Below are 14,630 nucleotides of genomic sequence, written 5' to 3' on the forward strand. Positions count from 1 at the left end.
ATAAGTTTCATAATATTACGGAATATTTGAATTTGTGTGATCCAGATCTACATAATACAACTGATTGTATTAGTCGATATATGTGACTTGTCTGGATATATATATTTACCTGGGGGACTATTGAGGAGCGTATGGTTTAATTAACGTTAGTTTCGGTTGTGTAATATATGCATGCGAAAGAATATTGTTCATATTGCAATACTTTCGACTATTGATTAATAAATCACATATTTAACATTTAATTAAACAAATGCAAACATTAAATGTAAGCTAAATGAACGTTAATTATCCATAATTTGATTATAGTGTAGCCGGGTTCTGAAAGCCCAGCTTCTTTTTCAGGCGCGACGTGTTGCTAACCAGCAAAGCAAGGAACCAGCACAGACCATCAGTGCGCCTTGCCAGAACGAAAACGAAAGTGGGGCGCTGAGTAATACGGCCGCGAGTGCAGACGACAGTACCGGGGTGAAATATGAACCAACGGCCATCACCGTCACGTTGCCGTGTAAAATACCAATATTCCACGCTGCATAGGCAAATCCTAACGTTAATGCTGCGGTAAACAGCTTAATGGTCACTGGAGTGCTGAAAACCATTTCTGGTTGAGGAGTGATAAAATAATAAACCCACAAACTCGTTGCCGTAAGTAAAACGAACACGGTAATACCATTAAAACCCTTCGCATATTTATTGGTCACTGTGCAATATGTTGCCCAGATAAATGCACCGAGAAAAGCGAGGAAATAACTGAGTGGGCTGTTCGCAACATTGTTGATAATTTCACCAGGTTTGAGTCCATTATCACCACCTAATACCCAACAGACTCCGGTCAATGCGACAATTAATCCAGGGATTACCAACCAGGTTGTTTTTTGACCATTGAACAATATGGCAAACAATATTGTCAGGCTTGGCCAGAGATAATTGACCATTCCTACCTCGATAGCCTGATGTCGGGTTGCGGCATATCCTAATGCCAGCGCCAGACATATTTCATAGCTGACAAAAAGTACGCTACCGGCGATTAAATAACGAACAGGAATTTTGCGGATATTTGGAAATCCGACAGTAAAAATAAGCAGGAGACCACTTAATGAGAAGATCATCGCGGCACCACCTGCAGGCCCGAGTCCTTCGCTAACCCCACGAATCAGTCCTACCATCGTGCTCCATAACACAATGGCAATGAGCCCAATTAACGTTGCTTTTTGTTTTGTCATGCTGAATTTCAGTCCACGGTACTGGCGAAAATGAAGCTGAAATTTATAGCACCTTTACACTAAAACACGCCAACTAATTACCTTTTGCCTAACCCCTTGGGGGTACGAAGGTTAAACAAACTGCACTATTTAGTAGCGGAACCGTTTCGTTATTGATTTGACGCAAAAAAATTATGGATATAGCTGATAGTTTCGTCGCGAAGTTGTACACGCCATCTTCCTGGTTGCCGCTTTCAGTGCAACTTGAGGATGTCAGTGTACGCATCCCTGCAAAAAAGAGGAAAGCAATGGACGTCAGCCGCAGACAATTCTTTAAAATCTGCGCGGGCGGTATGGCGGGAACAACAGTTGCTGCATTGGGTTTCGCACCCAAGATGGCACTGGCTCAGGCACGAAACTATAAACTGTTACGTGCGAAAGAGATCCGAAACACCTGCACATACTGTTCCGTAGGTTGCGGGCTATTAATGTATAGCCTGGGTGATGGAGCAAAAAACGCCAAAGAGTCGATTTACCATATCGAAGGGGATCCGGATCATCCGGTAAGCCGTGGGGCACTCTGTCCTAAGGGCGCAGGATTACTGGATTATGTGCACAGCGAGAATCGTCTGCGCTACCCGGAATATCGCGCTCCGGGCTCCGATAAATGGCAACGCATTAGCTGGGATGAAGCATTCTCCCGCATTGCAAAACTAATGAAAGCTGACCGCGACGCCAACTTTATTGAGAAGAATGAGCAGGGCGTAACGGTAAACCGCTGGCTTTCAACCGGGATGCTGTGTGCATCTGCGGCAAGTAATGAAACCGGCATGCTGACGCAAAAATTTGTGCGCTCACTTGGCATGCTGGCTGTAGACAACCAGGCGCGCGTCTGACACGGACCAACGGTAGCAAGTCTTGCTCCAACATTTGGTCGCGGTGCGATGACCAACCACTGGGTTGATATCAAAAACGCTAACGTCGTAATGGTGATGGGCGGTAATGCCGCTGAAGCACATCCGGTGGGATTCCGCTGGGCGATGGAAGCCAAAAACAACAATGATGCCACGCTGATTGTTGTCGATCCCCGTTTTACACGTACAGCCTCGGTTGCGGATATCTATGCGCCGATTCGTTCCGGTACGGACATTACGTTCCTTTCCGGCGTGTTGCTGTACCTGATTGAAAATAACAAAATCAACGCTGAATACGTTAAGCACTACACCAACGCCAGTCTGCTGGTGCGGGATGATTTTGCTTTTGAAGACGGTCTGTTCAGCGGTTACGACGCGAAAAAACGTCAATACGATAAATCGTCCTGGAACTACCAGTTCGATGAAAACGGCTACGCTAAACGTGATGAAACATTAAGCCATCCGCGCTGTGTGTGGAATCTGCTGAAACAGCACGTTTCCCGCTACACGCCTGATGTGGTGGAAAACATCTGCGGAACGCCGAAAGCCGACTTCCTGAAAGTGTGTGAAGTGCTGGCCTCCACCAGTGCAGCCGACCGTACCACGACCTTCCTGTACGCGCTGGGCTGGACGCAGCATACCGTAGGGGCGCAGAACATCCGCACCATGGCGATGATCCAGTTGCTGCTCGGTAACATGGGGATGGCCGGTGGTGGCGTAAACGCCTTACGTGGTCACTCCAATATTCAGGGGTTAACTGACTTAGGTCTGCTCTCTACCAGCCTGCCAGGCTATCTGACGCTGCCGTCAGAGAAGCAGGCGGATCTGCAAACCTATCTGGCTGCGAACACACCAAAAGCAACGCTGGCCGAACAGGTTAACTACTGGGGCAACTATCCGAAGTTCTTCGTTAGCCTGATGAAATCTTTCTACGGCAATGCAGCGCAGAAAGAGAACGACTGGGGTTTTGAGTGGCTGCCGAAGTGGGATCAGTCCTACGACGTCATCAAATACTTCAACATGATGGATAGCGGGAAAGTTACCGGCTATATCTGTCAGGGCTTTAACCCGGTTGCGTCCTTCCCGGACAAAAACAAAGTGGTTCAGTCGCTGAGCAAACTGAAATATCTGGTGATTATCGATCCGCTGGTAACTGAGACCTCAACGTTCTGGCAAAACCACGGCGATTCTAACGATGTCGATCCGGCATCGATCCAGACCGAAGTGTTCCGTCTGCCATCAACCTGCTTCGCAGAAGAAGACGGCTCAATTGCCAACTCCGGTCGCTGGCTGCAATGGCACTGGAAAGGTCAGGACGCACCGGGCGAAGCCCGCAATGACGGCGAGATTCTGGCCGGTATTTATCATCGTCTGCGCGAGATGTATCGCACTGAAGGTGGTAAGGGCGTCGAGCCTGTGCTGAAAATGAGCTGGAACTATAAGCAACCAGACGAGCCGCATTCTGAAGAGGTGGCGAAAGAGAATAACGGCTATGCGCTGGAAGATCTTTATGATGCCAACGGCGTGCTGGTTGCGAAGAAAGGTCAGTTGCTCAACAGCTTTGCGCTCCTGCGTGATGATGGTACTACGGCATCCTCCTGCTGGATTTATACCGGTAGCTGGACTGAGCAGGGTAACCAGATGGCTAACCGCGATAATGCCGACCCGTCAGGGCTGGGTAATACGTTGGGTTGGGCATGGGCATGGCCTCTGAACCGTCGCGTACTGTATAACCGCGCCTCGGCGGATCCGCAGGGTAAACCGTGGGATCCAAAACGCATGTTGATCAAGTGGAACGGGACGAAGTGGACAGGCAACGACATCCCTGACTTCAACAACGCAGCACCGGGCAGTGGTACCAATCCGTTTATCATGCAACCGGAAGGGCTGGGTCGTCTGTTCGCCATCGATAAGCTGGCGGAAGGGCCGTTCCCGGAACACTACGAGCCGATGGAAACGCCGCTGGGAACTAACCCGCTGCACCCGAACGTTATCTCCAACCCGGCTGCGCGTCTGTACGAAGCGGATGCGTTGCGTATGGGGAATAAACAGGACTTCCCGTACGTCGGTACGACCTACCGTTTGACCGAACATTTCCACACCTGGACTAAGCATGCCTTGCTGAATGCGATTGCCCAACCAGAGCAGTTTGTGGAGATCAGCGAAACGCTGGCGGCAGCAAAAGGTATTGCCAACGGTGACTATGTGAAGGTCAGCAGCAAACGCGGATTTATTCGTGCAGTTGCGGTAGTCACGCGTCGCCTGCGCACCTTGCATGTTAATGGTCAGCAGGTCGAAACGGTGGGGATCCCAATTCACTGGGGCTTTGAAGGAGTCGCGCGTAAAGGCTTTATCGCCAACACCCTGACGCCGAATGTCGGTGATGCAAACTCGCAAACGCCGGAATACAAAGCGTTTTTAGTTAACATCGAGAAGGCGTAAGGGGGCGAACATATGTCTATGGAAACGCAGGACATCATTAAAAGGTCCGCAACAAACTCCATCACGCCGCCGCCTCAGGCACGTGATTACAAAGCAGAAGTCGCGAAACTGATCGACGTTTCCACCTGTATAGGCTGTAAAGCCTGTCAGGTGGCATGTTCAGAGTGGAACGATATCCGCGACGAAGTGGGTCATTGCGTCGGGGTGTATGACAACCCCGCCGATCTCAGCGCCAAGTCCTGGACGGTGATGCGGTTTACCGAAACTGAACAGAACGGCAAGCTGGAATGGCTGATTCGTAAAGACGGTTGCATGCACTGTGAAGATCCGGGCTGCCTGAAGGCATGCCCGTCTGCCGGAGCAATCATCCAGTACGCCAACGGGATTGTTGATTTCCAGTCAGAGCATTGTATCGGCTGCGGGTACTGTATTGCCGGGTGTCCATTTAATATTCCGCGCCTCAATAAAGAGGATAACCGCGTGTATAAATGTACGCTGTGCGTGGATCGCGTCAGCGTTGGGCAGGAACCTGCCTGCGTGAAGACCTGTCCGACCGGGGCGATACATTTCGGGACCAAGCAAGAGATGCTGGAAATGGCCGAGCAGCGTGTGGAAAAACTGAAAGCACGTGGTTTCGAACATGCTGGTGTCTACAACCCGCAGGGTGTGGGTGGAACACACGTTATGTACGTTCTGCATCACGCCAACCAGCCGGAGTTGTACCACGGTTTGCCGAAGGATCCGCAGATTGATACTTCTATCAACTTGTGGAAAGGTGCGCTGAAACCGCTGGCCGCCGCCGGATTTATCGCCACCTTCGCCGGACTGATTTACCACTACATTGGTATTGGCCCGAATAAGGAAGTGGACGACGACGAGGAGGATCATCATGAGTAAGTCGAAAATGATTGTGCGCACGAAATTTATCGACCGCGCCTGTCACTGGACGGTGGTGATCTGCTTCTTCCTGGTCGCACTGTCGGGGATTTCGTTTTTCTTCCCGACGTTGCAATGGCTGACGCAAACCTTCGGTACGCCGCAGATGGGGCGCATTTTGCACCCGTTCTTCGGTCTGCTGATCTTCGTCGCGTTGATGTTCATGTTCGTTCGTTTTGTTCACCACAACATCCCGGATAAGAAAGACATTCCGTGGCTGAAAAACATTGTGGAAGTGCTGAAGGGCAATGAACACAAAGTGGCGGACGTCGGTAAGTACAATGCCGGGCAGAAAATGATGTTCTGGTCAATCATGAGCATGATTTTTGTGCTGCTGATCACCGGTATTATTATCTGGCGTCCGTACTTCGCGCAGTTCTTCCCGATGCAGGTTGTGCGCTACAGCCTGCTGATCCACGCCGCGGCAGGCATTATTTTAATGCACGCCATCCTTATCCATATGTACATGGCATTTTGGGTGAAAGGATCGATTAAAGGCATGGTCGAAGGGAAGGTCAGCCGCCGCTGGGCGAAGAAGCATCACCCGCGCTGGTATCGCGAAGTTGAACGCGAAGAGGCGAAAAAAGAGAACGAGGAAGGGTTGAAATAGCCCATTAACGTTCTGCTGATAAAAATGGCGCTACCGATGTAGCGCCATTTTTTTGCCAAAAAAACGTCATGTTTGTGTCATCTGTGAAACGTAAGGTGTTGTCTTTCCAATAATAGAGAGTAAAAGACAATGCTTCTGGTAAAAAAATTACTCGCAGTTAGCCTGTTTCTTTGTGCGTCAGCTCAGGCGCAGAACATCCTTGAATTTCCTCAGCCGGAAAATAACCCGCAAGAGTTTTATGCCGTGACCGAAATCCCGGCAGGTGGGATCATTAAATATGAAACCGATGCCAAAACCGGCTTTATTGTTGCCGATCGATTCCAGTCGATGCCGGTTGCCTATCCGGCTAACTATGGCTCACTTACCCAGTCTCTGGCGGGTGACGGTGACCCACTGGATGTTATTTTCTATACCCGTGCGCCGCTGGCACCGGGAACATTGATTAAGCTGCGTGCCATTGGCGTGTTAAAGATGATCGACGGCGGTGAGAAGGACGACAAAATTGTCGCGGTACCGGCCAGTAAAATTGACCCGACCTATGACGACATCAACGAACTGAGCGATCTGCCAAAAATCGAAGTGCAACGGCTGGAGTCATTCTTCCGCGTGTACAAAGAACTGCCGGAAGGGCGCAAGAAGGTTGAGCTAAACGGTTTTAACGACGCCGCCGCGGCGAGGCAAGAAATCAAACAGGCCTGGGATGCCTGGAAAGAGAAAAAACCTCAGCAATAATGCCATGCCGGATAGCGCAAGCTTATCCGGTCTGCTGTTGCAGCATAAAGCGTGCATTATTGAACGGTAAGCTTGCGCAGACGTGAAATATCCACGCTTTTTTTTGCTTGTGCGAGGCTCCAGGTATTTTGCAGGTTGAGCCACATTTCCGGAGAACTGCCGATCACGACAGAAAGTTTGATCGCCATTTCAGGTGTTAACGTTGCTTTTCCGGTTAACAACCGGCTTGCAGTTGAAGGTGCAATCCCCATTGCTCTGGCAAACTCGCGCAGACTGACGTTCAGCTCGTCCAACGCTTCCTGAATAATATCTCCCGGACGGGGATGATTTGCCATTTTCATCAATGATAGTCCTCGTAGTTCAGTATGTACGCGTCGCCATTGACGAATTCAAACGTAATGCGCCAGTTGCCTGAAACAGAAATTGCCCATATTCCACCACGATCGCCCGTCAGGGGATGGAGTCTATAACCGGGCATATTGATGTCTGTAACCCTGCTTGCCGCATCAATAACAGCGAGCCGGTGCCGTAATCGCCGGACATGCTCTGCCATAACGCCTGATGTTCGCCCATGAAGAAACAAGTCGCGCAATCCTTTGTGCCTGAAGTTCACGATCATTCATGCCTTCCTTGTTCCTTCTGGAGGAACGCTATCATTAGTGTTCCATTAAACGCAACATTACGGGGCGCTATTTTGTAAAATAGTGCCGTTAACGGGTTAAAAGGAAAAGCAGGTCAGGGAATATCTGGAAAGCACTACGCAGGAATAACCGGATGGTGGCTTACTGCCTTATCCAGCCTACACGAGCATTTGCGCATGTAAGCCGGATAAGTTTGCTTATCCGGCAATATGTTTACTCAAGTTGTGAATTCAGTCGTTCAATCTCCTTACGCCATTGCGCCTGAAGTTGCGGCTTCTGGTGTTTTGGCTTGCGCGCGAGATCGTCGGCCAGTCGTTGTTCCAGTTCCAGAAGCTGTTCCAGTACAGCATCGCTGTCAGGACTCATTTCTGGCACCACTTTTACCCGGGTTTTACTGGCGCTTATTTCATCAGCGGTTTCCTGAATGCGTGCGCTAATCGCTTCCAGATCGTGCCATTCGCTGAGTTCACCATCATCGATAAACCAAAACCGGTTACAGCTTTGGCTGATAAGGTGACGATCATGACTGACCAGCAACACGCCACCGCTAAAGCTCTGCAGCGTTTTTGCCAGCGCCTCTTTGCCTTCCATGTCCAGATGGTTGGTCGGCTCATCAAGCATCAACAGGCTATAGCGGGCGAGTGTCAGCCCGACAAACAGCAGTCGAGAACGCTCGCCACCGCTTAACGTGCTGACTAACTGCTGGTGACGGATCCACGGAAAGCCCGCACTAATCAACGCCATCTTGCGAACATCAGGCTGTGGGGCAAACGGCTCCAGCGCATCAAACAACGAATCGTCATCCGCGAGATGATGCAGTGTCTGGTCGTAATACCCCAGCGTGACACGAGGGTGTAACACCAGTGAACGGGACGCCATCTGCGACTGGTATTGCTGCCAGATAAGTCGTAACAGCGATGATTTTCCACAACCGTTACGGCCAACAATCGCCACGCGGTCACCGCTTTTGATTCTGATACCTTCGATAGAAAACAGCGTTGCAGCATCTGGCGCCGGCGAGACCGACAGGTGAGTCATCTCCAGCAAACGGTCTGCACGCAAAGCATCCCCCTGTAATGTTAGTGTCCACTGACTTCCTGCAGTCACTTCCGTCTGACTGTCTTTCAGGCGCAGCACCTGTTTTTCCATCTGTTTGGCTTTGCGGGACAAATCTTCGTTGTCGTAAACCCGTCCCCATGTGGCCAGCCGTTTGGCGCTTGCGGCGACCCGGTCAATCTCTTTTTGCTCAGCTTTATAGCGTAGTGCATCGCTGACGTCCCGGTCGACAAGGGCCTGGCGCGCCGCGCTACAGGGCAGATCAAAAGCGTGCAGGGTGCGATCGCGCAGGATCCAGGTTCCATGGGTAACGGCATCCAGTAACTGCGGATCGTGAGATACCACCACAAAACTACCGGACCACTTCTGTAAGAACTGCTCCAGCCATAGCAATGTCGGTAAATCCAGATGGTTACCCGGTTCATCCAGCAACAGGAGATCAGGATTACGCATCAGCGCACGCGCTAACAGCAGCCGCGTGTGCTGCCCACCACTTAGAGTTCGCGTTGTAAGATGCAAATTGTCCGGCGTAAAGCCCATTTCAGCGAGAAGCGATTCAACCCGCCACTGCTGAGCTGCGCGCTCATGTTCGGGAAGCTGGGCAAGAACCGCCTCCTGTAGCGTTAGCGGGAGAATGTCGTCCGGCAAATGTTGTTCCACGCGGGCTAGATGGCAGTGGTTGGCCTGCGCAATTAATCCGCTGGTGGGCGTAATTGTGCCATCCAACAGTTTTAATAACGTGCTTTTGCCACAGCCGTTATAGCCAATTAGCCCAATGCGATCGCCTTTTTTAAGGGTAAAGGTGAGATCGTCGAAAAGCGCGCCGAATGCCGTATCAACGTGTAAGGATTGTGCGGTTAGTAATGTGCTCATTGTTGCTTACTCAAGAGTTACAGGCGTGAAAACGCCTCGTCAAACATCGCTGACGATAACCCGGTAAGCCCGAGAGAAGGGGATTTAGAAGTTAGCTTCGCTCAAGCAGAAGTTATCGCAGCACGATACCGATAACGCTTGAGCTCTGGCGATCGCCAAATGTATGTGAAGCGATGAAACGTTCACAGTACAGCATAATTACCTCCTTTTATTTTTCAGAATGTTAATCGATGATGAAAGTGTAATCGTAAGTTATGGATTCGCGCAAGCTTTGAACACCCGGCGGCAGGCGCCGCCGGGTAAAACCGTCAAATAGAAGTACGACGGTAGTCGCGATATTCTGCCTGCCAGAAATTCTCGTCAATCGCCTGTTGCAGCGCTTCGGCAGACGTTTTCACCGCCACACCTTGCTGCTGGGCCATTTTCCCGACGGCAAACGCAATAGCGCGAGAAACGGTCTGAATATCTTTCAGCTCCGGCAACACCAGACCTTCGCCGTTCAGTACCAGCGGTGAGTACTGCGCAAGTGTTTCACTGGCAGACATCAGCATTTCATCGGTAATACGCGATGCACCAGAGGCAATGACACCAAGACCGATACCCGGGAAGATATAGGCGTTATTACACTGGGCAATTGGGTAGGTCTTATCTTTCCAGACTACCGGAGCAAACGGACTACCGGTGGCGACCAGGGCATTACCTTCAGTCCAGGCAATAATATCCTGCGGCGTGGCTTCCACGCGCGACGTCGGGTTAGACAGCGGCATGACGATCGGGCGCGGACAATGCTTGTGCATCTCGCGGATAATCTCTTCGGTAAACAGACCCGTTTGCCCGGAAACACCGATCAGAATGTCCGGCTTAACGTTGCGAACCACGTCGAGCAGCGACAGCACATCTTCTTGCGTATCCCAGTGCTGCAGATTCTCGCGTTTTTGCACCAGTTTGGTCTGGAAGGAAAGCAGGTTCGGCATTTTGTCAGTCAGCAGACCGAAACGGTCGACCATAAATACGCGCTGGCGGGCCGCTTCTTCGCTTAATCCTTCACGCTGGATTTGTGCGATGATCTGCTCGGCAATCCCGCACCCGGCAGAGCCTGCGCCGAGGAACACAATATTTTGTTCACTCAACTGGCTTCCTGCCGCACGGCTGGCGGCAATCAGCGTCCCTACGGTTACCGCCGCGGTACCCTGAATATCATCGTTGAACGAACAAATTTCATCGCGATAGCGGTTCAGCAACGGCATGGCGTTTTTCTGTGCGAAGTCTTCGAACTGCAGCAGCACGTCCGGCCAGCGGTGCTTCACGGCCTGGATGAACTCGTCGACAAATTCGTAGTATTCATCGTCAGTAATACGCGGATTGCGCCAGCCCATATACAGCGGATCGTTCAACAGTTGCTGGTTGTTGGTACCAACATCCAGCACTACCGGCAAAGTGTAGGCCGGGCTAATGCCGCCACAGGCGGTATACAGCGACAGTTTACCGATAGGAATGCCCATCCCGCCGATACCCTGATCGCCAAGACCCAGAATACGTTCCCCGTCAGTAACGACGATGACTTTAATATTGTGGTTTGGGACGTTTTGCAGGATATCGTCCATGTTGTGGCGGTTTTGGTAAGAGATAAATACACCGCGAGAACGGCGATAGATCTCAGAAAAACGCTCACAGGCAGCACCTACCGTTGGGGTGTAGATGACGGGCATCATCTCATCAAGATGGTTATTCACCAGCCGATAGAACAGGGTTTCGTTGGTGTCCTGGATATTGCGCAGGTAGATATGTTTGTCGATTTCCGTTTTGAATCCCTGATATTGGATCCAGGCACGATCGGCTTGTTCTTCAATCGTCTCGACGACTTCCGGCAGTAACCCCAGCAGGTTGAAGTTACGTCGTTCTTCCACACTGAAAGCACTCCCTTTGTTTAGCAGGGGAAACTCCAGCAGTACCGGGCCAGCGTAAGGGATATAAAGGGAACGCAGTTTTTTAGTTTCGTTTTCCATGTCACTCACTCTTTTTTGAATAACCGTCCCTGGCACTCTTTATGATCGTATGTGGCCTGTCTGCCAGGGAAACGGGCGAAGTATAAAGCATTGTGAATGGGTTAAGGGGTTTTATAAGCAAAAACACCACTGCGGTTGCAATGGTGTTTATCTCGTTAATCCGTATGTCGTGCAGGAAATTACTTGCTGTCAGCGCGGCGTTTTCTTCCGGTTGGAGCATTGACCACGCTGGATTTGCCGCCTTCGGTTACGACTTTACGTTGATTGGAGATTTTGTGGTCCAGTCCAAGAATATGACGGGCCTGACGGTTCGATTTCATTCTAACTCCTTAATCCTGTTACTGGTTTCAAGGGCGAGTCCGCGTAAGATCGGACGAAATACAACCTGATAGAAAGCCGATGTATAAAAAAACGGCTTTCTGGATGGTCGGTCATTTTCTCTGAAAGGTCAATGCTTAAGCAGGGAATGCAGAACATTCCAATCTGACACATGCTTTTGCCTCAGCGTCCTATACTTGTAACTCCGACGACAACACAGGAGAGCAGTAATGACTATCCATAAGAAAGGTCAGGCGCACTGGGAAGGCGACATTAAGCGTGGGAAAGGAACCGTGTCTACCGAAAGTGGGGTGCTGAACCAGCAACCCTATGGGTTTAATACGCGATTCGAAGGCGCGAAAGGCACCAACCCGGAAGAACTGATTGGCGCTGCACATGCTGCCTGCTTCTCAATGGCGCTTTCGTTAATGCTGGGCGAAGCGGGTTTTACGCCAGACGCTATTGATACCACTGCCGATGTTTCTCTGGATAAAGTGGATGCGGGTTTTGCGATAACCAAAGTGGCATTACACAGTGAGGTTGCCGTGCCAGGGATCGATGCAGCAACATTTGACGGCATCATCCAGAAGGCGAAAGCCGGATGTCCGGTGTCACAGGTTCTGAACGCAGAAATTACCCTGGATTATCAGTTGAAGTCCTGACGGATGCAGGCCGGATGCGACGCCGCATCCGGCATACATAACTTACTGTGCCACCCAACCGCCATCCATATTCCATGCCACACCGCGAACCTGCGCCGCAGCATCCGAACACAAGAACAGCGCGAGCTCACCCAGTTGTTCGGGCGTGACAAACTCACGTGAAGGCTGCTTCTCCGCGAGCAGCGCGTTACGTGCCGCTTCCGGATCTGCGCCTTCGGCAATGCGCTTGTCTATCTGCTGTTGTACCAGCGGGGTCAGGACCCAACCAGGGCACAGCGCATTACAGGTTACGCCAGTCTGCGCCGCTTCCAGTCCTATGGTTTTGGTTAGGCCGACCACGCCGTGCTTCGCCGCGACGTAGGCCGATTTTTCTTTTGAGGCCACCAGCCCATGCACCGAGGCGATATTAATAATGCGTCCCCAGTTGCGTTCACGCATACCGGGAAGCGCCAGGCGCGTAGTGTGAAAAACGGAGGACAGGTTGATGGCAATGATTGCATTCCATTTGTCTACAGGGAATGTCTCGACCGGTGAGACATATTGGATCCCGGCGTTATTGACCAGAATATCCACGCCGCCAAACTCGCTTTCGGCGTAGTGCATCATCGCGGCAATTTGCGCTTCATCGCTGAGATCAGCACCATGATACCCTGGTGTTTTGCCATACTGCGCCACGGCGTCTTTTGCCGCCTCAACATCACCAAAGCCGTTGAGAATCAAAGTGGCCCCGGCTTTCGCCAGAACCTGCGCAATACCTAATCCAATACCGCTGGTTGATCCGGTAACCAGGGCTGTTTTTCCCGTTAAGTTCATGGTGATTCTCCTTAAACAATTCCGGTGGTGTAGAAGACGCCGATCACAAACAGCACGGCCAGACTTTTGATCACGGTGATGGCGAAGATCCCGCCATACGCCTGGCGATGGCTCAAGCCTGTGATGGCCAGCAGCGTAATTACCGCGCCGTTATGCGGCAGGGTATCCATGCCACCGCTGGCCATAGAGGCGACGCGGTGAAAGACTTCCAACGGAATGTTGGCAGCATGTGCGGCAGCGATAAAAGTGTCTGACATTGCCGCTAATGCAATGCTCATCCCGCCGGATGCCGAGCCGGTGATCCCGGCGAGGGTGGTAATACTGATGGCTTCATTGAGCAGTGGATCAGGAATAGCCGCCAGCGCTTTGGACAGCACCAGAAAACCAGGCAGGGCGGCGATCACCGCGCCAAAACCGTATTCTGATGCGGTATTCATTGCCGCCAGAATCGCGCCGCCGACAGCCGTTCTGCTTCCTTCGACGAGGCGGCCTTTGATGTTGCGATAACCAAAAATCACTACTAACAGGATCCCCGAAATCAGCGCGGCCTCTACTGCCCAGATAGCGGTAATTTTCCCGACTTCAGTCGTGATTGGCTTGGCCAGGCCAGGAAGCTCCAGCTGATGACTGGTGCCATACCAGACCGGGATCCAACGGGTAAACAGCAGGTTAAATACACCCACCAGAATCAGCGGGGAAATCGCAATGACTGGATTAGGCAGGTTAATGTTATCCGGTGTTTCCGGTTCGTTAAGCAGCTCGGTGCCATAGCCTTCGTTCTTTGTCTGTGCTTTGCGCCGCTGGCGCTCGAGATAGACCAGGCCGACAAAAATGATAAATAGCGAACCTATGAGCCCCAGCCAGGGTGCGGCCCAGGCGTTAGTACCAAAAAAGCTGGTCGGGATAATATTCTGGATCTGCGGCGTACCGGGCAAAGCATCCATAGTGAATGAGAATGCGCCCAGCGCGACGGTTGCCGGGATCAGACGCTTGGGAATATTGCTCTGACGGAACAACTCAGCCGCAAACGGATACACCGCAAAGGCCACTACGAACAGCGACACACCGCCGTAAGTCAGCAACGCACACACCAGTACAATCACCGGAATGGCGTGACGACGGCCCAGAATGTTGATCGCGGCGGCGACGATGGATCGGGAAAAACCAGATAACTCGATTAACTTGCCAAATACTGCTCCCAGTAAGAACACCGGGAAGTAAAGCTTCACAAAACCGACCATTTTTTCCATAAACAGGCCGGTAAAGGCGGGGCCGACGGCGCTCGGTTCGGTGAGCAGGACAGCGCCTAATGCCGCGATGGGGGCAAACAGGATGACACTGTATCCGCGATAGGCTGCCAGCATCAGCAGGCCCAATGCTGCCAGGGCGATTAATACACTCATCATGACTCCTTATTATTATAGTGGG

At 51.4% G+C, this 14,630-nt stretch carries 13 protein-coding genes; 5 read left to right on the forward strand and 8 right to left on the reverse strand.

Annotated features, from left to right (window positions below; translation table 11 throughout):
- Positions 1 to 338 precede the first annotated feature (338 nt).
- Positions 339 to 1,220, reverse strand: coding sequence for an aromatic amino acid efflux DMT transporter YddG (gene yddG / locus OGY01_RS07215; protein ID WP_286492720.1), 882 nt, complete (start codon positions 1,218 to 1,220; stop codon positions 339 to 341).
- A gap of 287 nt (positions 1,221 to 1,507) precedes the next feature.
- On the opposite strand from yddG, the gene fdnG reads away from it, so the two are divergent.
- The 4 genes from fdnG to OGY01_RS07235 all read left to right on the forward strand — a co-directional run bounded on the left by fdnG (position 1,508) and on the right by OGY01_RS07235 (position 6,833).
- Positions 1,508 to 4,555 carry a formate dehydrogenase-N subunit alpha gene (fdnG, locus tag OGY01_RS07220; RefSeq protein WP_136345514.1) on the forward strand — a complete coding sequence of 1,016 codons (3,048 nt, stop codon included), beginning with the start codon at positions 1,508 to 1,510 and terminating at the stop codon, positions 4,553 to 4,555.
- Between the two features lie 12 nt (positions 4,556 to 4,567).
- The gene (fdnH, locus tag OGY01_RS07225) at positions 4,568 to 5,452 is read left to right on the forward strand and encodes a formate dehydrogenase N subunit beta (RefSeq protein WP_045442976.1); all 885 of its coding nucleotides are present in this window, start codon (positions 4,568 to 4,570) and stop codon (positions 5,450 to 5,452) included.
- The gene (gene fdnI / locus OGY01_RS07230; RefSeq protein ID WP_045442973.1) at positions 5,445 to 6,101 is read left to right on the forward strand and encodes a formate dehydrogenase-N subunit gamma; all 657 of its coding nucleotides are present in this window, start codon (positions 5,445 to 5,447) and stop codon (positions 6,099 to 6,101) included. The genes fdnH and fdnI overlap by 8 nt, the downstream gene beginning before the upstream one ends.
- 129 nt (positions 6,102 to 6,230) lie before the next feature.
- Positions 6,231 to 6,833 (forward strand): inorganic diphosphatase, encoded by a 603-nt coding sequence (locus tag OGY01_RS07235; RefSeq protein ID WP_045442970.1) that lies wholly within the window; start codon positions 6,231 to 6,233, stop codon positions 6,831 to 6,833.
- A 56-nt stretch (positions 6,834 to 6,889) separates the two neighbouring features.
- Here OGY01_RS07235 and OGY01_RS07240 read toward each other — a convergent pair whose 3' ends face one another.
- The 5 genes from OGY01_RS07240 to sra all read right to left on the reverse strand — a co-directional run bounded on the left by OGY01_RS07240 (position 6,890) and on the right by sra (position 11,729).
- A complete protein-coding gene (locus tag OGY01_RS07240; RefSeq protein WP_045442967.1) occupies positions 6,890 to 7,174 on the reverse strand; it encodes a HigA family addiction module antitoxin in 285 nt (94 codons plus the stop codon).
- Positions 7,174 to 7,452, reverse strand: coding sequence for a type II toxin-antitoxin system RelE/ParE family toxin (locus OGY01_RS07245; protein WP_048221433.1), 279 nt, complete (start codon positions 7,450 to 7,452; stop codon positions 7,174 to 7,176). The genes OGY01_RS07240 and OGY01_RS07245 overlap by 1 nt, the downstream gene beginning before the upstream one ends.
- A gap of 235 nt (positions 7,453 to 7,687) precedes the next feature.
- The gene (locus OGY01_RS07250; protein WP_286492724.1) at positions 7,688 to 9,403 is read right to left on the reverse strand and encodes an ABC-F family ATP-binding cassette domain-containing protein; all 1,716 of its coding nucleotides are present in this window, start codon (positions 9,401 to 9,403) and stop codon (positions 7,688 to 7,690) included.
- Between the two features lie 308 nt (positions 9,404 to 9,711).
- Complete coding sequence (maeA, locus tag OGY01_RS07255) at positions 9,712 to 11,409, reverse strand: malate dehydrogenase (RefSeq protein ID WP_048221435.1); 1,698 nt, start codon at positions 11,407 to 11,409, stop codon at positions 9,712 to 9,714.
- Positions 11,410 to 11,588: 179 nt separating this feature from the next.
- Positions 11,589 to 11,729: a stationary-phase-induced ribosome-associated protein gene (sra, locus tag OGY01_RS07260; RefSeq protein ID WP_286492725.1), complete on the reverse strand. Its 141-nt coding sequence runs from the start codon at positions 11,727 to 11,729 to the stop codon at positions 11,589 to 11,591.
- A gap of 228 nt (positions 11,730 to 11,957) precedes the next feature.
- Here sra and osmC point away from each other — a divergent pair, with 228 nt between their 5' ends.
- Positions 11,958 to 12,389 carry a peroxiredoxin OsmC gene (gene osmC, locus OGY01_RS07265; protein WP_048221436.1) on the forward strand — a complete coding sequence of 144 codons (432 nt, stop codon included), beginning with the start codon at positions 11,958 to 11,960 and terminating at the stop codon, positions 12,387 to 12,389.
- A 42-nt stretch (positions 12,390 to 12,431) separates the two neighbouring features.
- Here the strand turns inward: osmC and OGY01_RS07270 are convergent, their stop codons facing one another.
- Entirely contained in the window at positions 12,432 to 13,202 is a 771-nt protein-coding gene (locus OGY01_RS07270; protein ID WP_286492727.1) for a 3-hydroxybutyrate dehydrogenase, read from the reverse strand.
- An 11-nt stretch (positions 13,203 to 13,213) separates the two neighbouring features.
- On the reverse strand, positions 13,214 to 14,608 hold the full coding sequence (locus tag OGY01_RS07275; RefSeq protein ID WP_286492729.1) for a GntP family permease: 1,395 nt from the start codon (positions 14,606 to 14,608) through the stop codon (positions 13,214 to 13,216).
- Positions 14,609 to 14,630: the final 22 nt, after the last annotated feature.

This window comes from Citrobacter sp. Cm038 (assembly GCF_030333105.1).
Lineage (GTDB): Bacteria > Pseudomonadota > Gammaproteobacteria > Enterobacterales > Enterobacteriaceae > Citrobacter > Citrobacter murliniae.

Bases quoted from the DNA above. Each gene is read 5' to 3' on its own strand.
- yddG (WP_286492720.1), bottom strand. From the start codon at position 1,220: ATGACAAAACAAAAAGCAACGTTAATTGGGCTCATTGCCATTGTGTTA.
- fdnH (WP_045442976.1), top strand. From the start codon at position 4,568: ATGTCTATGGAAACGCAGGACATCATTAAAAGGTCCGCAACAAACTCC.
- fdnI (WP_045442973.1), top strand. From the start codon at position 5,445: ATGAGTAAGTCGAAAATGATTGTGCGCACGAAATTTATCGACCGCGCC.
- OGY01_RS07235 (WP_045442970.1), top strand. From the start codon at position 6,231: ATGCTTCTGGTAAAAAAATTACTCGCAGTTAGCCTGTTTCTTTGTGCG.
- OGY01_RS07240 (WP_045442967.1), bottom strand. From the start codon at position 7,174: ATGAAAATGGCAAATCATCCCCGTCCGGGAGATATTATTCAGGAAGCG.
- OGY01_RS07245 (WP_048221433.1), bottom strand. From the start codon at position 7,452: ATGATCGTGAACTTCAGGCACAAAGGATTGCGCGACTTGTTTCTTCAT.
- OGY01_RS07250 (WP_286492724.1), bottom strand. From the start codon at position 9,403: ATGAGCACATTACTAACCGCACAATCCTTACACGTTGATACGGCATTC.
- maeA (WP_048221435.1), bottom strand. From the start codon at position 11,409: ATGGAAAACGAAACTAAAAAACTGCGTTCCCTTTATATCCCTTACGCT.
- sra (WP_286492725.1), bottom strand. From the start codon at position 11,729: ATGAAATCGAACCGTCAGGCCCGTCATATTCTTGGACTGGACCACAAA.
- osmC (WP_048221436.1), top strand. From the start codon at position 11,958: ATGACTATCCATAAGAAAGGTCAGGCGCACTGGGAAGGCGACATTAAG.
- OGY01_RS07270 (WP_286492727.1), bottom strand. From the start codon at position 13,202: ATGAACTTAACGGGAAAAACAGCCCTGGTTACCGGATCAACCAGCGGT.
- OGY01_RS07275 (WP_286492729.1), bottom strand. From the start codon at position 14,608: ATGATGAGTGTATTAATCGCCCTGGCAGCATTGGGCCTGCTGATGCTG.